The following is a 23,985-nucleotide window of genomic DNA, read 5'->3' as shown; positions in this document are numbered from 1 at the left end:
TTATTCTGTTATGAGCAGAAAGCGAAGTGGAGTGTAAATATCTGTTTGACAAGAAGGGAGATGAGAGTATGAAAAAATATTCGGTTGCTGTATGTGTTTGTGCGGTACTGTTTTCTGTTGGTATTCATGGCGGAGGTATGAGAGAAGTATTTGCCAGAGCACCTGGGGCAGATGAGAATCTGGCAATTCTGCAGGATATTATCAGGGAAAATGAATGTCAGGCCGGAATGGCATTTCTGGGATATACCTATGAAGGTGCAGATGCAGCAGAGATACTTGAATATACCAGACAGGGAGAGGTAGCAGCTGCGTATCCTTTTTTACAGGATGGAACAGTGGTTGATGCAGGGGGATATGAAATTTATGCCATTGTCCCGGGGGATGATTGCAGGGTCAGCGTTTATCCGGCTCAGCCTACGGAAGAAGGGGAATATCTGGATGATCTGAACTCTCCATACTATAGGGGGCAGGAGAATGAAATCATTATCCTGCGCTGCAATGTGAGTGAGATTCATTCCAATGTGATGGTTTCTGTACAGAAGCAGAATATGAGTGTACAATACCATCCTATGGTGTCGTTAAAGGATGGACATCTTGCAGCAGAAACCCACTGCTATGATTTCTCCATATATTATAATTGGGATGAGTATGATCCGGAATATAATCCGGTGTATGAGTCAGAGTACGATCCAGAGTGTAATCCGGAGTATGGTTCAGCATTGAATATAAAGATTGCCAGAGAACAGCTTTCTGAGACAGATGAAGTCAGCTATTACCTTGGTCTTGGGATGTCTCTGTGGTATACAGGCACTGAGGAGTACATTGAAGGAAGAAATTGTCCGGTATTTGTTCTGGGAACGGATCATGAGGATCATTTTACAAAAGAACATTATTATGCAGTAGGAGACAATGTGGTTTATTATTATGATCCGTCAGGTGATGCATGGCTTCTGCTGGGGGCAGGCTGACAGAAGCTTCACCAATATATTATAGAATTTTGATTAATCAGAGAAAGAGGAAACAGACATGAATGATTTTTTGACAGAAAAAAATAAAAAAACAGGGGTGTTGGGAAAACTGAAGTGGGTTCTTTGTGGATTCTGCATACTTTTATCCCTGGGAGCTATTGGTGCATCGGAGAAGTATATTGGTGAAGGACGCTGGGGAATGGCAGCAACAGAGATCCTGCTCTGTCTGTTATTTTTATATCCGACTTTCAGGGAAGTTCAGAAAGCATTACGGAAGAAAAAAGCCAGGGAAATTGCTTGCTGGTTTGAATCTTATGCCCAGAATACGGTCTCATTTGAGAAACTTGAGCAGGAACTGGGAAAAGGCGCAGTAAAAAAACTGGAAAAATTTATTGCCAGGGGATATATCCGGAATATCCAGATAGACAGAGAAGGAAATTATATTATGATTACTGCACCAAACAGACGTGTAAATGAAAAGATTTATATTACAGTTACCTGTACCAGCTGCGGTGCAAAGAATCAGGTAATAAAAGGACGTCTGAGCAATTGTGAATATTGCGGACAGCGTCTTAACTCATGATACAAGTACTGTGAGAGAGGATTATCAGGAGTGTTCATAAAAAAGAAAATAAAAGAAACAGATGTGCTCAATCAAAAATAGCGGCAGTGTTGCCGCTATTTTTATGAGTTGTAATTTAGGAATACTTCAGTATTTTACCATTTTTTATATTAAAAACTATTTTATGAGTTTTTTCTGACGAATCATCATTATTATTCATTTCGTATAGGATGGTCATCTGATTACCGGAAATGGTTATTTTATATGGCCAGTAATTATTGGCTTTGGATATGTTTGTTTTCCAGAGAATCTTTCCTTTTGTGGATACTTTGTAAACATAGTTATCGTAGTATCCGGTTACATATAGATTGTCATTTTTGTCAAATTTGCAAAGGTGTCCTGCAGCACTGACTTTTTTGGCAGTCCATAACTGTTTTCCGTCTTTTTTTCGAAGTACGACAATTTTTGAACTTTCAAAAACATAAACCTTATCCTTGCGGACAATACATTTTGTTCTTGGAAGCTCTGTAGCAGTATATTTCTTTGTAACGTATTTCCAGACTGCTTTTTTCTTTGCATCCAGTCCTCTTACAGTCATGGATTCTTTGGAATTGGCATAGGAAGTTTTGGATTTAACGGTTGTAGCTGCAGGTTTGGCAGCCTGAGTCGGGATTGATATGATTAGTATTGAGAATACAAACAACAGTAACGTTAACAGGATTTGCCGGATTTTCTTTTTCATGTAAATACGCTCCTTTCTGATAAATGAGTGGTTGGGGGATATTGCAAATATTTTCTTTAATTATATCATATCTTTTTGAAGCCTGCATTAGTATTTACTTGTATGGAGAGTAATTATTCCATCACCGAAGGCGATTTCTAAAGATTTGAGTTTGAGAGCGTAACTGTGTGAAGGTGCTGAATCGTCATAGTTGCTATAGAATATGGTATATTGTATACAATTTGCTGATTTCATATCTTTTACAGTACAAATATCTGCACTTCATAGAATTTTAGGATGAAATCATAGAAGAAATTTATAAAATTTGCTAATAAAACTAGATAAAATGTGCATTTTATGTTACATTTAATAAGGTATATGTATTGAACTTATTTATCTGGTTTTATTAGCCCTTTTTTGAGTGCAGAGATGGAGGGAACGGATAAGAACAGATATCATAAGGATAAAATTTTATCGTGAGGAAGGTGAGCAATTGGAAAACTATACTAAGTACAAACTGAAAAGCAGTGATGAACTTGCATCAGTGCTTGACGGTAAGGACAACCTGTTTGTGATTGCCTGCAACAAATGTTTCAAAGAATTTGAAACTGTTGACGAACCGGATTGTGACGAATTCCTGAAATTCGCTGCAGATCAGGGAAAGAAGGTTACAGGCAGTGCAAAATTTGATTTCTTATGCAATAAGATGCACACAGAAAGAAAATTACAGGATCTGATTCCGGAAGGTACAGAGAATGTAGTAGTAATTTCCTGTGGCCTTGGTATTCAGACCGTTGCGGATCTGGCAGGTAAGCCGGTAGTTGCTGCAAGCAACACCCTTAACTACAGAGGTCATCATGGCATGGCACTTACCAAGAAGAGCTGTGACGCATGTGCGCAGTGTTATCTGAACATTACCGGAGGTGTCTGTCCGATCGTTGACTGTTCAAAGAGTCTTGTCAATGGGCAGTGCGGTGGAGCAAAGAATGGAAAATGCGAAGTAGATCCGAACAAAGACTGTGCATGGGAGAAGATTTACCAGAGACTTGCAAAACAGGGACGTCTGGAAGAATTCTTAAACCAGCCTGTACAGGTTCGTGATTTCTCCAAAGTTAATTTCAAAGTGATCAACGACTATGTGAAGTCCATCAGAGAAGACAGACTGGACGGATATTACGGCGGTGTTCATCCGTCAGAACGTAAGGAATTCAGTGAGCATATCGCTCTGAAGAAATTCCCGGATCCGAAGACAGTTGTAATCTCCATGTCACAGCATCTGGGCGCACCGGCCAATCCGATCGTTCAGGTTGGTGACACTGTAAAAGTTGGTCAGAAGATCGGTGAAGCTGCCGGATTTATCAGTGCTCCGGTACATTCCAGCGTAAGCGGAACCGTAGTTGCTGTTGAACCGCGTATGCATGGCACACGCGGAAGCGAAGTGATGGCTGTTGTCATTGAATCGGATGGAAAAAATACTCTGCACGAATCCGTACAGCCACATGGTGATCTTGACAATCTTACTCCGGATGAGATCATTGATATCATTCGTGAAGCCGGAATCGTTGGTATGGGCGGTGCAGGTTTCCCGACCTGTGTCAAACTTAAACCTGCAAAACCGGTAGATACCATCCTTCTCAACGGATGTGAATGTGAGCCTCTGTTAACAGCAGACCACAGAGTACTCCTTGAGTATGCAGATGACATTATTTTTGGCCTGAAAGCAGTCCTTAAGACAACAGGTGCCGAGAAGGGTATCATCGTTATCGAGGACAATAAGCCGGATGCCATTGAATTAATGCAGAAAAAAGTTGCTGACATCGGAAACATGGAAGTATTTGTTGCAAGAACCAAATACCCGCAGGGCGCTGAGAAAACTCTCATTAAGCGCGTTATGGGAAGAATTGTTCCAAGCGGCGGTCTTCCGGCAGATGTCGGCGTTGTAGTAGATAATATCAGTACAGTAAAAGCAATTTCCGATGCGATCCAGACAGGAATGCCTCTGGTTGAGCGTGTTGCTACAGTAACAGGCGAGAAGATCAAGAATCCTGGAAACTTCGTTATCAAGATCGGTACAAGCGTAAGAGAGCTGATCGATTACTGCGGCGGATTTACAGATGACGATGTTCTGGTTAAGATGGGCGGACCAATGATGGGATTCCCTCTGAACACACTGGATGTACCGATGATGAAAGGCTCCAATGGTATCATTGCCGTTGAACCGGATGAGACAAAAGAACAGCCGTGTATCAAGTGCGGACGTTGTGTAGATGTATGTCCGATGGAACTTTCACCTCTGTATTTCGTGAAATATGCGAAAGACGAGAACTGGCAGGGCATGAAAGACATGAACGTTATGGATTGTGTTGAGTGCAGATGCTGTCAGTATATCTGTTCTTCCAAGATTCCAATCATTAACAGTATCAAAGCCGGAAAAAATGCAGTAAGGGGGATGAAATAATATGTTGATTACCCAGTTAAAAGCAAAAGAAGCAATTACATCACTGACAGCCGGAAAGAAAGTTTTCATTATCAACTGTCATGGATGTAAAGAAGTTCGTTTTCCGGAAAAAGAAGCTGCCCGACTTCAGAAGGAACTTGCTGCTGAAGGAAATGTGACAGGGATCATGACAACTGATTACATCTGTAATCCGGAAAATATGGAATTACGTCTTAAGAAACATATGAGCAAGATTCAGGAAGCAGATTTGGTTCTGGTATTCTCCTGCGGTGTTGGTGTACAGACCGTTTCAGAATATCTGGAAGACAAGATGGTCTGTGCAGCCTGTGATACATACCCGGTACCAGGTTTCCAGGGCGTGACACCGTTAGAGTACAAATGTGACCAGTGCGGTGAATGCTACCTGAACCTGACAGGCGGGATCTGCCCGATCACAGCATGTTCAAAGAGCCTTGTGAACGGCCAGTGCGGTGGTTCCAAGAACGGTAAATGTGAAGTGGACAGCGAGATGGAATGTGGATGGGAACGCATCTACAGACGTCTGAAAGAAATCGGACGCCTTGACGCGCTGAAATGTCCGACACAGATTCATAACTTTGCAACAGACGATGAATTAAAATAGATTATAATGATTGGAGCAATGTACAATGAAAATGAAAGAATTATTCGACCGTGGTGAATTTGTAGTTTCTGCAGAAGTAGGACCGCCAAAAGGAATCCACGTAGATGAGCTGGTAGAAGAAGCAAAAACATACCTCAAGGATGTTCATGCAGTTAACGTAACTGATAACCAGTCTTCTGTTATGCGTCTTGGATCTCTTGCAATGTGTAAGGTTCTCAAGGATGCAGGCATGAATCCTATTTTCCAGCTTGCATGCCGTGACAGAAACCGTATCGCTCTGGAGTCTGATCTTCTCAGCGCTGCAATGCTGGGCATTGACAACATCCTCTGCCTTACAGGTGACCATACAAAGATGGGTGATCACCCACAGGCAAAACCTGTATTCGACCTTGACTCCGTATCCCTTCTTCACACAGTGAAGCTTCTGGAATCAGGTGTGGATCTTGGCGGAAATGAACTGGTTGGCGAGCCTCCGAAATTCTCCAAGGGTGCTGTTGTATCTCCATGCAGCGATTCCGTTGACGCACAGCTTGCAAAAATGGAAAGAAAAGTAGCTGCAGGTGCAGAATACTTCCAGACACAGGCAGTATTTGAGCCGGAGAAATTCATCAAATTCATGGAAAAAGCAAAACAGTTCGGAAAACCTGTACAGGTTGGTATCATCATTCCGAAGTCCGCTGGAATGGCTAAATTCATGAACAACAACGTTGCCGGCATTCATGTTCCGGACGAAATGCTCGAGGAACTGAAAGCAGACAAAGAAAAGACAAAAGCAGGTATCACAGGTGTTGAGATCGCTGCACGTATTATCAAAGAGTGCAAGCCATACTGTCAGGGTGTACATATCATGGCACTTGGATGGGAATCCAAGATCCCGGATCTGCTGAAACTGGCTGAGATCTAAGAAAATAAAACTCTGAGCTGTAAATAGTAACATCATTACAGAACAGTACTGCAAATAATTAAAAAAGCTGTCTGGATTCCGGATGTATTTGCATCCGGAACAGACAGCTTTTGTTGTATCAGCATCTAACCCTTAACCGCACCTGCGGAAACACCTTCTACAATGAATCTGGAAAGAAGAATGTAGACAATGATGACCGGGAAGATGGAAAAGGCGATCATTACATACACCTGTCCCATGTCAAACTTCAGGAAGTCTGCACTTCGAAGCTGTGCGATCAGTACAGGAAGTGTTTTCTTTTTATCTGAGTGAAGGACCAGCGCCGGAATGAAGTAATTATTCCAGCTCTGTACAAAGGTAAAAATTGCCTGCACAGCGATAGCCGGTTTCATAAGCGGGAATACGATTTTGTTAAAGGTATTAAATTCACCGGAACCGTCAATACGTGCTGCTTCCACAAGCTCCAGAGGAAGGTTGCTTTCCATGTACTGTTTCATATAGAAGAAAGTAACAGGAGCAGCAATACTTGGAACGATCAGTGGGACAAAGGAGTCGTCCAGACCTATTTTTCCCAACAGCTGAAGGAATCCAAGAGCAGTTACCTGAGTTGGGATCATCATGACTGCAAGGATAAATGTAAACATAAATTTTTTTGCTTTAAAATTGTATGCATGGATAGCGTAAGCAGTCATTGTTGAAAAATAGGTACATAAAACAGCGGAGCAGGTAGCAATGAAAATACTGTTGAACATACCATTCCATACAGGGAGTGTTCCTGCGAGAAGATTTTTCCAGTTCTCAATGAGATGTCCTCCGGGAATGGCTGTGAATCCCTTTTTCAGTGCGCCATTAGATCTGGTGGCATTGATAAACAGTACATAAAACCAGAACAGGCAGAAGAAGGAAATGATGATCAGTACGATATAGGCAAGAGTACGCTGACCTTTCATGCTCATTCCTTTTTTATTTTTGGAGTTTTTTTCATTCATTCTTCTCACCTCCATCAGTCTTTTATCTTGTTAAAGCGGAATACGATCAGGCTGAGCACTCCTGTGATAATGAACAGGAATACGGATAATGCACCACCCATTCCGTAGTTCTTGCTGAACAGATGCTTGTTCAGGAACATGATCAGTGTCATAGTGGAACGCATGGGGTCGCCGGTTCCGTTTGTCAGAATCTGAGGTACATCGAACATCTGCATGCCGCCGATCAGGGATGTGATCATAACATAGATCAGGATTGGACGAAGGAGTGGAAGAGTGATCTTTCTGAAAATCTGTGAGGAAGTTGCACCGTCTACTTCAGCTGCCTCGTAAAGCGAGGAGTCAATTCCCATCATACCTGCCATAAGAAGAATAGTTGTATTTCCGAACCACATCAGGAAGTTCAGGACTGCAACAAGGGTTCTGGCACTCCAGGCATGGCTGAAAAAGGAATATGCCTGTTTCAGTATTCCTGACTGCATCAGCATTGCATTGATGGGACCGCCGTCTGCAAATAAGGTAAAGAATAACATTGCAAAGGCGGATGCCATGATCAGGTTTGGCAGATAAATAACTGTTTTGAAGAAGCGCTGTCCCTTAAGCCGGAGGCTTGGATTGGAGAACCAGGCAGCCAGGAGCAGGGAAACCAGGATCTGTGGGATAAATCCCATTACCCACATGATCATTGTGTTTTTAAAATAAATCCAGATATCGCCACCCTGAAAGAGCTTTGCATAATTGGCAAGTCCCACAAAATTCGGTCCTATCTGCGTTAATCCAGATCTGTAATTTTCAAAGAAACTGTTATAAATTGTACTGATAAGCGGAACGAGCTGGAATATGAGATATACTACTACAAATGGTATCAGGAAGATATATCCCCATTTGTTATAGCTGACCGCTTTATGGTTATTATTCTTTGCCATTATCTTCCTCCATAGTCTGCTGTAATCCAAAGTGTGCCTGCCTGATGGTCAGGCAGGCACACAGGTTTCAATGTTTGATTAATAGGAAAGTTCCGGATATTTTTCTACAACTGCCTTATAGAACAGGTCGAGAGCTTCATCATAAGATGCGTTGCCTTCGAAGTAGTTCTTCATGGCATTCTGGAATTCTTCGTTGCAGCCCTGATCATAGATACTCATGTTACTCAGATCAATCTTATCAGCGCCTGCACAGAACATAGCCAGAGGATTCTGTCCACCAAGAACTGCATCGCCGTAGCTTTCATCTTTAGCCATTTCTTCCATGGCAGGTTTATTGTTTACGAAGTCATTATCAGCAGTAACGATTTCTTTCATAACGTCAACGTTAGTTGTCATCGTTCTCATGATATCAGCAACCAGTGTGGGATTGTCTGTGCCTGCAGCTGCTGTGATCCATGTTCCGCCCCAGTAGAAGCCCTGTGGCCCTTCTGTTGCAGCCCAGCCGCCATCTTTACCAACTGAACCATCCTGGTCAGCGCTCATGGAGAAGTCGATGAACCATGCAGGTCCGAAATATGAGAATACATTGCTGTCTTTGAAGAAGCCCTTGCTCCAGTCATCACTCCACAATTCATAGGTAGCTGTTTCTCCGGCATCAACCATTTCCTTGGACATATCTACCCAGTTTTTGATATTGTCATCAACAGTGATCTTTCCGTCAACAACCCATGGGGAAGTTACATTATTAGAGAATACACGGTAGGCATCATTTACAGTGGAAGTCATCTGATAGCCTTTTTCCTTCAGCTCTTCAGCTGTTGCCTTAAATGTATCCCAGTCTGCAACTTTCTTCTGAACCTCTGCCGGATCATCGCTTCCGAATACTTCTTTTGCAATATCTCTTCTGTAGATCATAGCACCCGGGCAGCCCTGCCAGGAAAGACCTTTTAAGTTGCCATCCGAATCTGTCATAACATCTTTGGTGTACTGATACTGGTCTGCAACTTCCTCATCTGTGATTCCCAGATCTGCCACAGACATTGTATAATCTGTATTTACATATTTCAGTGCATAATCGGCTTCAACAAGGAAGAGATCGATTTTGTCATCTGCTGCTGCATCAGCCTGTTTCAGAAGAGTCTCATCCAGATTATTCTGATATGCATTGTCATCAGAAGGAGTAATGTTCCATACAACATCAACATCTCCGATCTTGCCATGAGTTCCGTCAACTTCTTCATATCCGGGATAGTGGTCAGTCAGACGGGATTTGAATTCTTCATTCCAGCAATAAATGTTTAAAACTTTACCTTCGTCAGCGGCTGCATCTTCAGCCCATGTTGGAACTGCTGTAAGACCGGCAAGCATAGCTGCTGTTAATGTAATTGCCATAGCTTTTCTCTTCATCATGTTATTACCTCCTTGTGATAATTGTTTTGGGTTGATTGTAACTTTTCAGCAGTCCACCAACTGTGAAGATACTGAAGATTTTCTTATTTTGCCAGATTTCTGACTGATGCACCGGGGAAAAGTCTTCCATCAACGGTGAATTTATCGATGATCGTTGTTTTAGGATTTTCGATAAGATCAATCAGCTTCTGTGCGGCAAGCCGTCCAATCGTTTCTGTGTCCTGACACAGAGTTGTCAGCCGTGGCTCCAGGATGCGTGCAAAAGTAAGTCCGTCATAGCCTGCAATGGAAATATCATCTGGTATTCGAAGTCCACGTTCGTGGATTTCATTGATGCCACCCAGTGCGGAGAAGTCATCCGGATAGAGGATACAGGTAGGAGGATCTTTCAGATCCAGAAGCTCTGAAGTTGCTATTGCTGCAGCTTCTGCATCTCGATAAGGAATGACTGGCATATATTCATCAGGTATATCGATTCGTTTTTTCTGGAGAGTTCTGTAAAAACTTCCAAGTCTGTTTCGTGTGACAGAGGAATCTTCTCCGTGAATATAGGCAATCTTTCTGTGTCCCCGTTCAAGAATATAAGAGACAAGTTCTTCCATTCCCTGAATGTTGTTGGAAACAACAGCAATTCTTCCATCAAATACATGATCGATAGTGACTACCGGTATCTCGGACTGTACCAGGCGCTGTACCTCTTCTGTAAAAAAATTGATACAGGCGATCACCACTCCATCGACTCCACGGTAACGGCAGTGCTCATAATAACTGAGATGCTGACCGGAGAGGTTTCCGCTGGTAAAAGTGATGTCATATCCTCTGGATTCGGCAGTGCGTTTAAAGCTTTCCAGTACATGATTGAAATAATCATGGGTGAGGCCACTCATGGCTTCGTCTACAAAAAGTACGCCAAGATTATAACTGCGTCTGGTCTTTAGTGCTCTTGCTGAGGAATTTGGAAGATATCCCATTTCTGATGCAGTCTTCAAAATAAGCTGTCGGGTTTCTTCGCTGATATCCGAATAACCATTAAGTGCTTTGCTGACGCTTGCAACAGATACGTTACATTGTTTTGCGATGTCTTTCATGGATACCATATTATAGTCCAGCCTTTTCTGTTTTTGTTTCTAAAACGTTTTCGCAAGCTAATCGTACTTTATTTTCAGATAAAATTCAAGTATTTTTGCTATATTTGCATAATTTATCCCTGTTGCACAAAAAAGAATTTATAATAATTTATTAATTTCACAAAAAACAGGCTTTAATATAACGAAAAGTTTCGCGATGATCTTACGGAAGTTAAAATAACAGTTGTGAAATATTTTGACTGCTAAAAATGTAGTTGATTTTTTTGAAAAACTGAATTATACTGTGATAAATCCAATCTAAACTATATAATAAACATATAAATTCTGAACGTATTCGTTTTCGCAAGTCTGTTTTCGGCCTTTTCTTCACAAGTGTTTATTTATTCTTTTTAAGGAGGCTTTTCAATGAAATTCGGATATTTTGACGACAAGGCGAAAGAATATGTTATCACTACACCACATACACCATTACCCTGGATCAATTATCTGGGAAGTAATGATTTCTTTTCACTGATCTCCAACACCTGCGGAGGATATAGCTTTTATAAAGATGCAAAATTGTTGCGAATTACCAGGTACCGTTATAATAATATTCCTGCAGATTCCAACGGAAAGTATTATTATATTAATGATGACGGAGTAATCTGGAATCCGGGAACTATGCCGTCTGCAACAGAAACAGATACTTATGAATGCAGACATGGTCTTGGATACAGTCGCTTCTGTTCTTCGAAAAATAATCTAAAAGCAGAGCTTCTGGTTTTTGTGCCCTCTGATGCTTCATGTGAGATCAATTGTCTGAAACTGAAAAATAACTCTGAAACTGAAAAAAATATTTCTCTGTTCTCATACGTGGAATTCTGCCTCTGGAATGCAGTGGATGACGCATCGAACTTCCAGAGAAATTTAAGTATCGGAGAAGTGGAAGTACAGGGGAGTACGATTTATCATAAGACAGAATACAGAGAAAGAAGGAAACATTACAGTTTCTTTACAGTAAATACACAGGTGGACAATTATGATACCAACAGAGATGCTTTTCTGGGAGCAGGAAACGGGAATGCTTTTCCAGAAGCTGTATGTAAGAAAAAATGCAGTAACTCTATTGCAAGCGGATGGTATCCCATTGCTGCACATCAGATAGATCTGACTCTGCTGCCGGGAGAGGAAAAAGAATTTGTTTTTATGCTGGGATATTGTGAAAATCCGGCAGATGATAAATGGGAAGCTCCCGGAATTATCAATAAAACCTCTGCAAAAGCATTGATTGAAAGATTTAATACAATGGAAAAAGCGATGCAGGCCTTTGCAGAACTGAAAAATTACTGGGAAACATTGCTGGCACGCTTTGCAGTCGTCAGCGAGAACGAACATATTGACCGCATGGCAAATATCTGGAATCAATATCAGTGTATGGTAACCTTCAATATGTCCAGATCAGCATCTTATTACGAATCAGGAACAGGACGGGGGATGGGGTTTCGCGATTCTTGTCAGGATCTTCTGGGATTTGTGCATCTTATCCCGGAGCGGGCAAGGGAAAGGATTATTGATATAGCATCTACACAGTTTCCGGATGGAAGTGCATATCATCAGTACCAGCCGCTGACAAAACAGGGGAATCTGGATGTTGGAAGCGGATTTAATGACGACCCGTTATGGCTGATCGCAGCAGTAGCAGCATATATCAAAGAGACTGGTGATTATGGGATACTTGATGTGCAGGTACCCTTTGATTGTAAGAAGGGAACAGAGGTACCGCTTTTTGAACATCTGGAGAAATCTTTTTATTACACAGTAACCCATCTTGGTCCTCACAAACTTCCTCTGATCGGAAGGGCAGACTGGAATGACTGCCTGAATCTGAACTGTTTTTCCAGTGAACCTGGAGAATCCTTTCAGACAACAGGGCCGTCGGAAGGCCCTGTGGCAGAATCTGTATTTATTGCAGGTATGTTTGTGAAATATGGAAAAGAATTTGAGGAGCTCTGTGAGCGGACCGGGCACACAGAACTTGCAAAAGAAGCAGGGAAAGCAGTGGATGAGATGTATCAGGCAGTGCTGGATAATGGATGGGACGGAGAATGGTTCCTGCGTGCCTATGATGCACAGTCTGAAAAGGTTGGTTCAAAAGAATGCGAAGAAGGAAAGATTTTTATTGAACCACAGGGATTCTGTGTTATGGCAGGAATCGGCAAGGAAGAAGGAATAGCAGAAAAAGCTCTGGACTCTGTGAATGAATTGCTGGAAACAAAGTATGGAATAATGATCCTTCAGCCGGCTTATACAAGATACCATCTGGAACTTGGGGAAATTACTTCTTATCCGCCTGGATATAAAGAAAATGCAGGAATTTTCTGCCACAACAATCCGTGGATTTCCATTGCGGAGACTGTGCTTGGAAGAGGAAACAGGGCATTTGAGGTTTATCGTAAAATATGTCCATCTTATATTGAGGAAATCAGTGATATTCACCGGACAGAACCATATGTATATTCGCAGATGATCGCGGGAGCTGATGCACCAGGATTTGGAGAGGCAAAAAACAGTTGGCTGACAGGAACTGCAGCGTGGACATTTATAAACCTGTCACAGGCGCTTCTTGGTATTCTGCCAGGATATGATGGTTTGATCGTAGACCCCTGCCTTCCGGAAACGTTTGGCGATTTTAAAGTGAACCGTCATTTTAGAGGGGCGGATTATCATATTGAGATCCATAAACCGAAAGGTGTGCAGAAAGGAGTCAGATGGATTGAGGTAGATGGTGAGAGGATAAATGGAAACCAGATTCCTATGGTCAATGGCAGAAACGAATACCATGTAATTGTACAGATGGGATAACTGATAAATAAAAGTCCCCACCCATTGCTTATTGCCTGATGCAATTAAAGCAGAGGGTGGGGACTTATTTGAACAGGTTAAAGTAAAATACCTGTTTTATTTATTTTCTTCCTGAACTTCGATTTTACGAATTGTCTTGTTTTTGATTTCTTCTTTGATGGATGTAAGGAACTCACCAAGGTCTTTCATTCCTTCGTCGCCAAGGTAACGGCTTCTTACGGAAACCTTGCCTTCTTCTTCCTCTTTGGCGCCAACAATGAGCATGTATGGAACTCTTGCAAGGCGTGCTTCACGGATCTTGTAGCCCATCTTTTCGGAACGCTGGTCAACAGAGCAGCGGATTCCGTTTTCTTTTAACTGAGCTTCAACTTTGGCAGCATAGTCGTGGAATTTCTCGGAAATTGGAATCACACGAACCTGTTCCGGGCAGAGCCATGTCGGGAACATACCTGCATATTTCTCAATGAGCCATGCCAGTGTTCTCTCGTAGCATCCCATGGATGTACGATGAATGATGTATGGACGCTGTTTTTCACCGTTTTCATCGATATAATACATGTCGAACTGTTCAGCCAGAAGAGCATCCCACTGAATCGTGATCATAGTATCTTCTTTTCCGTATACGTTCTTGGCATTGATATCAACTTTAGGTCCGTAGAATGCAGCTTCGCCAACATCCTCTGTAAACGGAATGTTCAGTTCTTCAAGCATCTGACGGATATGAGCTTCTGTCTGATCCCACACTTCTGCATCACCGATGTATTTCTCTCTGTTGTTAGGATCCCATTTGGAAAGGTGATAGGTTACGTCCTCCTCTACACCAAGAACCTGCAGACAGTACTGTGCAAGTGCGATACAGTCTTTAAATTCTTTTACCATCTGGTCAGGTCTTACGATCAGATGACCTTCGGAGATCGTGAACTGACGCACACGTGTCAGACCATGCATTTCCCCGGAATCCTCATTACGGAACAGAGTGGATGTTTCACCGTAACGAAGAGGCAGATCACGATAGCTGTGCTGTTCTGCTTTGTATACATAGTACTGGAATGGGCATGTCATAGGACGAAGCGCAAATACTTCTTTGTCTGTTTCTTCGTCGCCGAGAACGAACATGCCCTCTTTGTAATGATCCCAGTGTCCGGAAATCTTGTAGAGGTCGCTCTTTGCCATTAACGGAGTTTTTGTTCTGATATATCCGCGTTTTGTTTCTTCGTCTTCAATCCAGCGCTGAAGCTCCTGCATCATGATCACACCGTTTGGCATGATAAGTGGAAGTCCCTGACCGATCACGTCTACAGTTGTGAAGATCTTCATCTCACGGCCAAGTTTGTTGTGGTCACGTCTTTTTGCTTCTTCCATCTGTTCCAGATGTTCTTTTAACTCATCCTTGGAAGCATAAGCTGTTCCGTAGATACGTGTGAGCATTGCGTTCTTTTCGCTGCCTCTCCAGTAAGCGCTAGAAGAGGAGAGAAGCTTGAATGCTTTTACACCCTTTACACTCATAAGGTGAGGACCTGCGCAGAGGTCTGTCCAGTCTCCCTGGGAATAGAAAGAGATTTCGGAGCCTTCAGGAAGATCTTCGATAAGTTCTACCTTGTATGGTTCATTTTTCTCCTGGAAGTATGCGATGGCATCTTCTCTTGATTTTGTGAAGCGTTCAATCTTAGCGCCTTTTTTGATGATCTTTTTCATTTCTTTTTCGATTGCATCCAGGTCATCACGGGAGAATGGAGGGCAGTCGAAATCATAGTAGAATCCTGTATCAATAGAAGGTCCGATAGCAACCTTTGCATCCGGGAATAAGGTCTGTACTGCCTGGGCAAGTACGTGGGATGCTGTATGGCGGAGAACTGCAAGTCCTTTTTCATCTTTTGCTGTCAGGATGTTTAATTCGCAGTCACTGTCAATAACTGTTCTCAGGTCTACAACTTCTCCGTTTACTTCTCCTGCACAGGCAGCACGTGCAAGTCCCTCGCTGATGTCGTAAGCAATGTCGATTACGGATTTTGCTTCAGCGTATTCTTTTTTTGAGCCGTCTTTTAATGTTACGATCATGATGATTATCTCCTTTACGTTAGTATGGATTTGTTATAGTTGCTGTTCACTGTTGATATCCCGCGGAGCGTATTGTTGAGAACGGAGTGAACAGTAACAGTTTTTTGTACTGCGAAGGGGTAAAAGAAAGAATAAAAAAATCCCCTACAGTACGGTTAAATACTGTAGGGGACGAGATAACATTACTCGCGGTTCCACCCCGGTTGTTCTGATACATTACTGATGGATAAATCATCTGATCAGAACCGCTTCATTCGATGGTAACGGAATCACCGGACTGTATTAAAGTCACTCAGAGGTGGTCTTCGGCTGGTTCGCGATGAAATGCTTGCACCGGTATACATTTCTCTCTGTAACGTTCCTCAGCGTACTCTTCTCTTCAACGTTTTGATCCTTCTTATCTTTTCTGCCGCCTATTATAAACTTGCAAAGTGGGTTTGTCAATCAGTAAAATGCAAAAAGTTGATTTACGAAAATAGAGATTAATGTTATACTGACGAAAGTGAAAAACAATAAAAAACATGAAAGGAATCAGATAAATGAGCAGATGGGAAGAAAATATACGTAAAGTAATACCATATACACCAGGCGAGCAGCCCAATCAGCCGGATATGATCAAGCTGAATACCAACGAGAATCCGTATCCGCCGGCACCTGGAGTGGAGAAGGCGTTGAGGGAGATGGATACAGATACTATGAGACTTTATCCGGATCCTACAGCAGGAGAACTGGTACATGCCATTGCAAAGAATTACGGGCTGAAGGATGAACAGGTTTTTGTGGGAGTAGGTTCCGATGATGTGCTTGCCATGAGTTTCCTTACATTCTTTAATTCACAGAAGCCGGTCCTTTTTCCGGATATCACATATTCTTTTTATGATGTATGGGCAGACCTGTTTCGCATTCCATATGAGAGACCGGCACTGGATGAGAACTTTCATATAAGGAAGGAAGATTATTTCAGAGAAAACGGAGGAATTGTATTCCCGAATCCGAATGCGCCGACAGGTGTGGAGATGCCGCTGGAGGAAGTGGAGGATATTATCCGCCATAATCCTGATGTGATTGTGATCGTGGACGAGGCTTATGTGGATTTTGGTGGTCAGTCGGCGCTTCCATTGATTGAAAAATATGACAACCTTCTGGTCGTACAGACATTTTCCAAGTCGCGTTCTATGGCTGGGATGAGAATTGGTTTTGCGTGTGGAAATGAGAAACTGATCAGATTCCTGAATGATGTGAAGTATTCTTTTAATTCTTATACTATGGACCGTACAGCGATTGCTGCAGGTGTGGCGGCAGTTGAAGATAAAGCATATTTTGATGAGACATGTAATAAAATCATAGAGACAAGAGAATGGACAAAGAAAGAATTGAAGGCACTGGGATTCTCTTTTCAGGATTCTATGTCTAACTTTATTTTTGCTACGCATAAAACCTGCCCTGCGAAAGAACTTTTTGAGGCATTGAGAGGGCAGCATATTTATGTTCGTTACTTCCAGAAGGACAGAATTGACAATTTCCTTCGTATCACAGTTGGAACAAAGGAAGAAATGCAGAAATTTATTAATTTTTTGAAGGATTATCTGAAGTAAAAGTTAGGAGGTTTTATGGAAGCACTGGTACATTGGTTCTCGCAGAATCTGTCACAATATATTTCACCGGAAGGGGCAGTTTTTATTATTTCAATGATTCCGCTTTTGGAACTCAGGGGAGGATTGCTTGCAGCATCCTTACTTAAGATATCGGCTGCAAAGGCAATTCCACTGTGTATTGTTGGAAATATTATTCCTATTCCGTTTATTCTGTTGTTTATCAGACAGATTTTCAAGGTTTTAAAAAAGACGAAACTCTTTCGGGGACTTGTTATGAAATTGGAAGACAGGGCAATGAGAAAAAGTGATCAGGTAAAGAAATATGAGTTTTGGGGACTGATGCTGTTTGTGGGAATTCCGCTTCCGGGAACAGGGGCATGGACAGGATCTCTGATTGCATCTCTTCTGGAAATTGATATTAAGAAGTCCTCTCTGGCAATTTTTTGTGGCATTATTATGGCAACTGTCATTATGTATATTGTTTCTTATGGATTAGTGGGAAATCTGGTACATTAATTGTCTTCTTAAATAAGTGTTATTAATATCTGATTTACCGGAAATCCGGGGACATATTTTATGTCTCCGGATTTCTGCTTTTATGTCGATAATATCAGTTTTATGACGTATAAAACAGCTTGCCAATAATAAAGATTTGGAATAATATGGTATTGTCAATTATGAAGAAGATGTGCTAAGATAAATATAAAGATACCGGTGTGCAGACAGGATTACTACAGGAATTAACTTGTCGACACAGGAGCAGGAGTATAATTTTCCTGCGATATGCATTGCTGCAGATCTGATATTCGTGTCACTTCAGACAGATTATCCCACTAACTGTTACAGGAAAAGTTAATAAAGAATAAATTGCTCAGATACATAGGAAATCAGGAAAACAAAAATAAAAATAATTATCAATATTAACAATCAAAACAAAAAGCAGAGGATTATTTTATGAGAGAAAAGTATGAATCATTATCACTGGCAACTTTAAAGGATTTGGCAAAAGCCAGAGGATTAAAAGGGGTTTCAGCATTGAGAAAACCGGAATTGATCGAGAGAATGCTTCACGAAGATGAACTGGAAGGTGAGACAAAAAAACAGGAAACAGTCCGGGAGAAACCGCAGCAGAGTGAAGTGGAAGGTAACGGAGAGAGAATCCCCCAGTATAACAAAACACCGGAACGTACACAGTATCATGCCCCGGCAGAGGCAGTACAGCTTGACAGTGGAGAGAGAGCAGACGGAATCCTTGAGGTACTTCCGGATGGATATGGGTTTATCCGATGTGAGAATTATCTTCCGGGAGAAAATGATATTTATGTATCACCTTCTCAGATACGCAGATTTAACCTGAAAACAGGTGATATTATTAAGGGGAATATCCGTATCAAAACACAGGGAGAGAAATTCAGTGCCCTGCTATATGTGACCTCTATCAACGGATTCCATCCCAGTGAAGGGCAGAGACGATATAATTTTGAAGATATGACACCGATTTTTCCAAATGAGAGACTGATAATGGAAAGACCGGGCGGCACAGTTGCCATGAGGATCGTAGATCTGATCAGCCCTATCGGTAAAGGACAGAGAGGAATGATCGTATCTCCTCCGAAAGCCGGTAAGACAACTTTGCTGAAAGATGTGGCAAAGTCTATTCTGAGAAACAATCCGGACATGCATCTGATCATTCTTCTGATCGATGAGCGTCCTGAGGAGGTTACAGATATCAGGGAGGCCATCTGTGGCGATAATGTGGAAGTCATTTATTCTACATTTGATGAGCTTCCGGAACATCATAAACGTGTGTCTGAAATGGTAATAGAACGTGCACGTCGTCTGGTGGAACATAAAAAAGACGTTACAATTCTTCTTGATTCTATTACAAGACTGGCAAGGGCATACAACCTGATCATACCGCCCAGCGGACGAACTCTTTCCGGTGGTCTGGATCCGGCGGCTCTTCATATGCCGAAACGTTTCTTTGGTGCGGCCAGAAATATGAGAGAGGGCGGAAGCCTTACTATTCTTGCTACAGCGCTTGTGGATACGGGAAGTAAAATGGATGATGTAATTTATGAAGAATTTAAGGGAACCGGTAATATGGAACTGGTGCTTGACCGAAAACTGCAGGAAAAGCGGGTATTCCCTGCAATTGATATCCAGAAATCCGGTACAAGAAGAGAGGATCTGCTGCTGAGTAAAGAAGAACAGGAAGCGGTTTACATTATGCGAAAAGCCCTCAATGGAATGAAGTCAGAAGATGCGGTAGAACAGATCCTGAATATGTTTACCCGTACGAAAAATAATGCTGAATTTGTGCAGACTGTAAAAAAACAGAAGTTTATCTGAAACGTTGTAAAAAAACAGTTACTGTTCGCTACGTTCTCAGTAACAAAAATATTAAATAAATTTTAAAATAAATTTTAAAATAACTTGCATTCCATGGGACGATATGTTATACTCATAAAGCTGTTTAATAGTAAATTCGTCAAATGAATACGAATAGAAAATAGAATCTTTACAGAGAGGTGAAAATCATGAGAGAAGGAATCCATCCTAATTATTATCAGGCAACTGTAACCTGCAACTGTGGTAACACATTCGTAACAGGATCTACAAAACAGGACATCCACGTAGAAATCTGCTCTAAATGTCATCCATTCTATACAGGTCAGCAGAAAGCAGCTCAGGCTCGTGGACGTATCGATAAGTTTAATAAGAAATACGGCCTGAACAAATAATCAGAATATAGTAAGAATTGAGAAGGTTGAGGTTGGGAAATCTCAGCCTTTCTTGTTTCTTTGGGAGAAATATAATGAAATCATCGAACATCGGCGGTCAGGCTGTAATGGAAGGCATTATGATGCGCCATAAGGATAAATATTCCATTGCTGTCCGCAGACCGGACAATGAGATTGAATTAAAAGTAGAAGATTACAAATGTGTATTCGGAAATGCAAAATTTCTCAAATATCCACTGATCCGAGGTGTGGTAAGCTTCGTGGATTCTCTGGTGGTCGGCACAAAATGTCTGATGTATTCAGCGGAGATCGCAGGGGATGAGGAGGACGAAGAGGATAAGCAGAAGAATGCTGCTCTTTCAGAAGAGGAGCTTGCTGCAAAAAAGGCAAAAGAAGATAAGCAGTTCAAATGGCTGTTATATGTGACAGTTGCTGTCTCGATCGTGGTATCAGTTGCCGCCTTTATGTTGCTGCCATACGCCCTTGCAAGTCTTTGCAGAAGGGTTGGCGCTTCGGAATTTGCAGTTACAATAGTTGAGGCATTTGTAAAGCTTGCATTGTTTATGGGATATATGCTTCTGATTTCCAGAATGAAGGATATTCAGAGAACATTTATGTATCATGGAGCAGAGCATAAGTGCATTAACTGCGTGGAACATGGACTGCCGCTTACGGTGGATAATGTTCTTGCAAGCTCCAGACTGCATAAGAGATGTGGAACCAGTTTTCTGTTTCTGGTTATGCTGGTCAGCATTTTTCTGCATTTTATTTTTGTATTGGTTCCGTTTTACTGGGTGAGACTGTTTGGAAGACTTCTTATGGTGCCGGTTGTAGCAGGAATATCTTTTGAGATTATTCAGTGGGCTGGAAGATCAGACAGCAAACTTGCTGACTTTTTCAGTAAACCGGGTCTGGCAATGCAGAAACTTACAACTAAGGAACCGACAGCAGATATGGCAGAGGTTGCGATCAGGGCTGTAGAGGCGGTTTTTGACTGGAAAGCATATCTGAAGGAAGAATTTGGAGTTGAAGCAGAACAATGAACGGAGAAACTCTGACAGGATTATTAAAAAAAGGACAGATGATCCTTGCACAGGCGGGGATTAAGGAAGCCGGGCTGGATGCCTGGCTTCTCCTGGAATATGTCACAGGAAAAAGCCGGGCGTATTATTTTGCATACGGAGAAGAAAGTGTCACAGAAAGTGCTGCTGAAAGATATCTGGAACTGATCAGCAGACGTGCGGGACACATACCGCTGCAGCATCTGACGCATCAGGCTTTTTTTATGGGGCATGAATTTTATGTGGATAAGAATGTGCTGGTACCCAGACAGGATACGGAAACACTTGTGGAGTCCGCTCTTGAATGCATGAAAGCTGTGAAAAATCCATATATTCTTGATATGTGTACAGGATCCGGCTGTATTCTTATCAGTATTCTGAAGGAGAGAGCTGATGCATACGGAACAGGCGTGGATCTGTCAGATGAGGCACTGAAAGTGGCTGTGCGGAATGCACGGACACTGGAAGTGGCAGAGCATGCGGAATTCGTACAGAGTAATCTGTTTTCTGAAATGCAGAACATTGTGTACGGAACAGAGTATATGAAAAGGACTGCTGTAAAAGATACTGTAAAAATGACAGAATGCGAAAATAGTAATAGAAATTATAGCAGAGCTTATGATATGATTATATCAAATCCGCCATATATTCCTACAGCGGAAATTGAAGATCTTATGGATGAAGTAAAATTGCATGATCCGCGTATGGCGCTGGATGGTATGGAAGATGGACTTTATTTTTACAGGGCTATCACGAAACAGGCACAGGATCATCTTGTTCCGGGTGGCTGGCTTTTATATGAAATCGGATGCAGCCAGGGAGAAGATGTGGCAGCTCTTTTGCGGAAATATAAATTTGAAGATATTGAGATAAGGCAGGATCTGGCCGGGTTGGACCGGGTGGTTCTGGGGCGAAAGAAATTACAGGAGGATAAATATGTTTGATAAATTAGACGATCTGCTCATTCGTTTTGAAGAGGTGCTTAATGAACTTGGAGAGCCGGGAGTTACCGATAATCAGGAACATTTTCAGAAGCTGATGAAAGAGCAGAGCGATCTGCAGCCGATAGTAGATGCTTACCGGGAGTATAAGAAAAACAAAGAAACGATACAGGACAGTCTTTCCATGCTTGAGGAAGAGAAAGATGAAGATATGCGGGAAATGCTGAAGGAAGAACTGTCTGAGGCAAAGAAGAATGTAGAGGAACTGGAACATGAACTTAAGATCCTTCTTCTTCCGAAAGATCCTAATGATAACAAGAACGTTATTGTGGAGATCCGTGCAGGTGCAGGTGGGGATGAAGCTGCCCTTTTTGCAGCAGAGATTTACCGTATGTATGTGAAATATGCAGAATCCCGCCGCTGGAAAACAGAAATGATGAGTCTCAATGAGAACGGAATCGGCGGATTTAAGGAAGTAACATTTATGATCACAGGTGCAGGTGCTTATTCCAGACTGAAATATGAAAGTGGTGTACATCGTGTACAGCGAGTTCCGGAAACAGAATCCGGCGGACGTATCCATACCTCTACCTGTACAGTTGCTATTATGCCGGAAGCAGAGGAAATCGATTTCCATCTGGATATGAATGACTGTAAATTCGATGTGTTCCGTGCATCCGGAAACGGCGGACAGTGTGTCAATACAACAGACTCTGCTGTGCGACTGACACATATTCCTACCGGAATCGTAATTTCCTGCCAGGATGAGAAGTCACAGCTTAAGAATAAAGATAAAGCACTGAAAGTTCTTCGCTCCCGTCTGTATGAGATGGAGCTTGCCAAACAGCATGATGCTGAGGCTGAGGCAAGAAGAAGCCAGATTGGAACAGGTGACCGTTCAGAGAAGATCAGAACTTATAATTTTCCACAGGGCCGTGTGACAGACCACAGAATCAAACTGACACTGCACAGACTGGAGAATGTTCTGAACGGGGATCTGGATGAGATCATTGACAGTCTGATCGCAGCAGATCAGGCAGCAAAATTAAGTAATCTTCAGGATGCGGAATAGAATATTGCGGAGAGGGTATGTGACAGAAGATGACTGAAAAAGTATTGATATGAGAGAAGAATGTCAGGAGGAAAATATTTATGCAGAAAACAGCACTTGTAATTATGGCGGCAGGAATCGGAAGTCGTTTTGGAAAAGGAATCAAGCAGCTTGCACCGGTGGGAACATGTGGAGAGATTATTATGGATTATTCCATCCACGATGCGCTGGAAGCCGGATTTAACAAAGTAGTGTTTATTATCCGTAAAGATCTGGAAGAAGAGTTTCGCAGAGTGATCGGCGAGCGTATTGAGAAAATTACGGAAGTAGAATATGTATTCCAGGAGCTTGATGATCTGCCGGAGGGATTTACGAAACCGGCTGACCGCACGAAACCCTGGGGAACCGGACAGGCTGTACTTGCTGCAAAGAAGGTTCTGGATGAGCCATTTATTGTTATCAATGCAGATGATTATTATGGAAAAGAAGCTTATGTGAAGGTGCATGATTATCTTGTGCAGGAACAGCCAAAGGACGGAAAACTCCATATCTGTATGGCCGGCTTCAGGCTTGGAAATACATTGAGCGATAATGGAAGCGTTACCAGAGGAATCTGCCATATTGAGAATGGACGGCTTACAGGTGTGACAGAGACGCATGATATATTTAAGACTGCCACAGGTGCAGAGTCAAGAAATGCGGACGGAAGTGTGCAGGAACTGGATGTAAAGGATCTGGTGTCCATGAATATGTGGGGACTGACGCCGGACTTTATGGAGGTTCTCGAGAAAGGATTTGCAGAATTTCTCAGTGGACTCGCACCGGAAGATACAAAAAAGGAATATCTGCTTCCGGAGTTAGTTGACCATCTGATCAAAAATGAAAGTGCTGAAGTTGATGTCCTGGAGACAAAGGATACATGGTTTGGTGTAACCTATCAGGAAGATAAAGAAGCAGTAATGAGAGCATTTAAAAATCTTACAGAAGCGGGTATATATCCTCAGGGACTTTATCAATAAGTTAAGCAGATATCTGCAGCTTTCGCAGGA

Annotated in this window: 20 protein-coding genes and 1 other annotated feature; of the genes, 14 read left to right on the top strand and 6 right to left on the bottom strand. The window is 42.1% G+C overall.

Features of this window, described 5'->3' with window-relative positions; translation table 11 throughout:
- The first annotated feature begins 68 nt into the window (after window positions 1-68).
- A complete protein-coding gene (locus LI074_RS00605) occupies window positions 69-968 on the top strand; it encodes a hypothetical protein (protein ID WP_173697587.1) in 900 nt (299 codons plus the stop codon).
- A 58-nt stretch (window positions 969-1,026) separates the two neighbouring features.
- Window positions 1,027-1,551 carry a hypothetical protein gene (locus tag LI074_RS00600; protein WP_173697586.1) on the top strand — a complete coding sequence of 175 codons (525 nt, stop codon included), beginning with the start codon at window positions 1,027-1,029 and terminating at the stop codon, window positions 1,549-1,551.
- A 115-nt stretch (window positions 1,552-1,666) separates the two neighbouring features.
- Here LI074_RS00600 and LI074_RS00595 read toward each other — a convergent pair whose 3' ends face one another.
- Window positions 1,667-2,272 (bottom strand): outer membrane protein assembly factor BamB family protein, encoded by a 606-nt coding sequence (locus LI074_RS00595; RefSeq protein ID WP_173697585.1) that lies wholly within the window; start codon window positions 2,270-2,272, stop codon window positions 1,667-1,669.
- A 472-nt stretch (window positions 2,273-2,744) separates the two neighbouring features.
- Here LI074_RS00595 and rsxC point away from each other — a divergent pair, with 472 nt between their 5' ends.
- The 3 genes from rsxC to LI074_RS00580 are packed head-to-tail and all read left to right on the top strand — an operon-like array spanning window position 2,745 to window position 6,235.
- Window positions 2,745-4,709, top strand: a complete 1,965-nt coding sequence (gene rsxC, locus LI074_RS00590) for an electron transport complex subunit RsxC (RefSeq protein ID WP_022380252.1) — start codon at window positions 2,745-2,747, stop codon at window positions 4,707-4,709.
- Window position 4,710: 1 nt separating this feature from the next.
- Window positions 4,711-5,331, top strand: coding sequence for a methylenetetrahydrofolate reductase C-terminal domain-containing protein (locus LI074_RS00585; protein ID WP_008706433.1), 621 nt, complete (start codon window positions 4,711-4,713; stop codon window positions 5,329-5,331).
- A gap of 25 nt (window positions 5,332-5,356) precedes the next feature.
- The gene (locus LI074_RS00580; RefSeq protein ID WP_008706435.1) at window positions 5,357-6,235 is read left to right on the top strand and encodes a methylenetetrahydrofolate reductase; all 879 of its coding nucleotides are present in this window, start codon (window positions 5,357-5,359) and stop codon (window positions 6,233-6,235) included.
- Window positions 6,236-6,360: 125 nt separating this feature from the next.
- Here LI074_RS00580 and LI074_RS00575 read toward each other — a convergent pair whose 3' ends face one another.
- From LI074_RS00575 to LI074_RS00560, 4 genes are all read right to left on the bottom strand, one after another.
- A complete protein-coding gene (locus tag LI074_RS00575) occupies window positions 6,361-7,224 on the bottom strand; it encodes a carbohydrate ABC transporter permease (RefSeq protein WP_022380254.1) in 864 nt (287 codons plus the stop codon).
- 14 nt (window positions 7,225-7,238) lie between these two features.
- Complete coding sequence (locus LI074_RS00570) at window positions 7,239-8,147, bottom strand: carbohydrate ABC transporter permease (RefSeq protein ID WP_025579256.1); 909 nt, start codon at window positions 8,145-8,147, stop codon at window positions 7,239-7,241.
- 78 nt (window positions 8,148-8,225) lie between these two features.
- The gene (locus tag LI074_RS00565; RefSeq protein WP_055059372.1) at window positions 8,226-9,554 is read right to left on the bottom strand and encodes a hypothetical protein; all 1,329 of its coding nucleotides are present in this window, start codon (window positions 9,552-9,554) and stop codon (window positions 8,226-8,228) included.
- Window positions 9,555-9,640: 86 nt separating this feature from the next.
- A complete protein-coding gene (locus tag LI074_RS00560) occupies window positions 9,641-10,654 on the bottom strand; it encodes a LacI family DNA-binding transcriptional regulator (RefSeq protein ID WP_055059313.1) in 1,014 nt (337 codons plus the stop codon).
- Window positions 10,655-11,050: 396 nt separating this feature from the next.
- Here LI074_RS00560 and LI074_RS00555 point away from each other — a divergent pair, with 396 nt between their 5' ends.
- A complete protein-coding gene (locus LI074_RS00555) occupies window positions 11,051-13,486 on the top strand; it encodes a GH36-type glycosyl hydrolase domain-containing protein (RefSeq protein ID WP_025579251.1) in 2,436 nt (811 codons plus the stop codon).
- A gap of 96 nt (window positions 13,487-13,582) precedes the next feature.
- On the opposite strand, the gene thrS is transcribed toward LI074_RS00555, so the two are convergent.
- A complete protein-coding gene (thrS, locus tag LI074_RS00550; protein WP_118339299.1) occupies window positions 13,583-15,544 on the bottom strand; it encodes a threonine--tRNA ligase in 1,962 nt (653 codons plus the stop codon).
- A gap of 164 nt (window positions 15,545-15,708) precedes the next feature.
- Window positions 15,709-15,936 (bottom strand) — a binding site (T-box leader).
- 147 nt (window positions 15,937-16,083) lie between these two features.
- Here thrS and hisC point away from each other — a divergent pair.
- The 8 genes from hisC to LI074_RS00510 all read left to right on the top strand — a co-directional run bounded on the left by hisC (window position 16,084) and on the right by LI074_RS00510 (window position 23,955).
- On the top strand, window positions 16,084-17,139 hold the full coding sequence (gene hisC / locus LI074_RS00545) for a histidinol-phosphate transaminase (RefSeq protein ID WP_173697584.1): 1,056 nt from the start codon (window positions 16,084-16,086) through the stop codon (window positions 17,137-17,139).
- Between the two features lie 15 nt (window positions 17,140-17,154).
- A complete protein-coding gene (locus tag LI074_RS00540) occupies window positions 17,155-17,655 on the top strand; it encodes a COG2426 family protein (protein WP_008706441.1) in 501 nt (166 codons plus the stop codon).
- A 438-nt stretch (window positions 17,656-18,093) separates the two neighbouring features.
- Complete coding sequence (gene rho, locus LI074_RS00535; protein ID WP_008706443.1) at window positions 18,094-19,491, top strand: transcription termination factor Rho; 1,398 nt, start codon at window positions 18,094-18,096, stop codon at window positions 19,489-19,491.
- Window positions 19,492-19,679: 188 nt separating this feature from the next.
- Window positions 19,680-19,883, top strand: a complete 204-nt coding sequence (rpmE, locus tag LI074_RS00530) for a 50S ribosomal protein L31 (protein WP_020993628.1) — start codon at window positions 19,680-19,682, stop codon at window positions 19,881-19,883.
- Between the two features lie 74 nt (window positions 19,884-19,957).
- On the top strand, window positions 19,958-20,926 hold the full coding sequence (locus LI074_RS00525; RefSeq protein WP_022380506.1) for a DUF1385 domain-containing protein: 969 nt from the start codon (window positions 19,958-19,960) through the stop codon (window positions 20,924-20,926).
- The gene (gene prmC / locus LI074_RS00520) at window positions 20,923-21,888 is read left to right on the top strand and encodes a peptide chain release factor N(5)-glutamine methyltransferase (RefSeq protein ID WP_173697583.1); all 966 of its coding nucleotides are present in this window, start codon (window positions 20,923-20,925) and stop codon (window positions 21,886-21,888) included. The genes LI074_RS00525 and prmC overlap by 4 nt, the downstream gene beginning before the upstream one ends.
- Window positions 21,881-22,957, top strand: a complete 1,077-nt coding sequence (gene prfA, locus LI074_RS00515; protein WP_008706449.1) for a peptide chain release factor 1 — start codon at window positions 21,881-21,883, stop codon at window positions 22,955-22,957. The genes prmC and prfA overlap by 8 nt, the downstream gene beginning before the upstream one ends.
- An 80-nt stretch (window positions 22,958-23,037) precedes the next feature.
- Window positions 23,038-23,955 carry a nucleotidyltransferase family protein gene (locus tag LI074_RS00510; protein ID WP_173697582.1) on the top strand — a complete coding sequence of 306 codons (918 nt, stop codon included), beginning with the start codon at window positions 23,038-23,040 and terminating at the stop codon, window positions 23,953-23,955.
- Window positions 23,956-23,985 lie beyond the last annotated feature (30 nt).

The organism is Blautia sp. MSK18_10, assembly GCF_020553185.1.
GTDB classification, from domain to species: domain Bacteria; phylum Bacillota; class Clostridia; order Lachnospirales; family Lachnospiraceae; genus Blautia_A; species Blautia_A wexlerae.
This window is presented reverse-complemented; position numbering and strand designations above follow the sequence as displayed.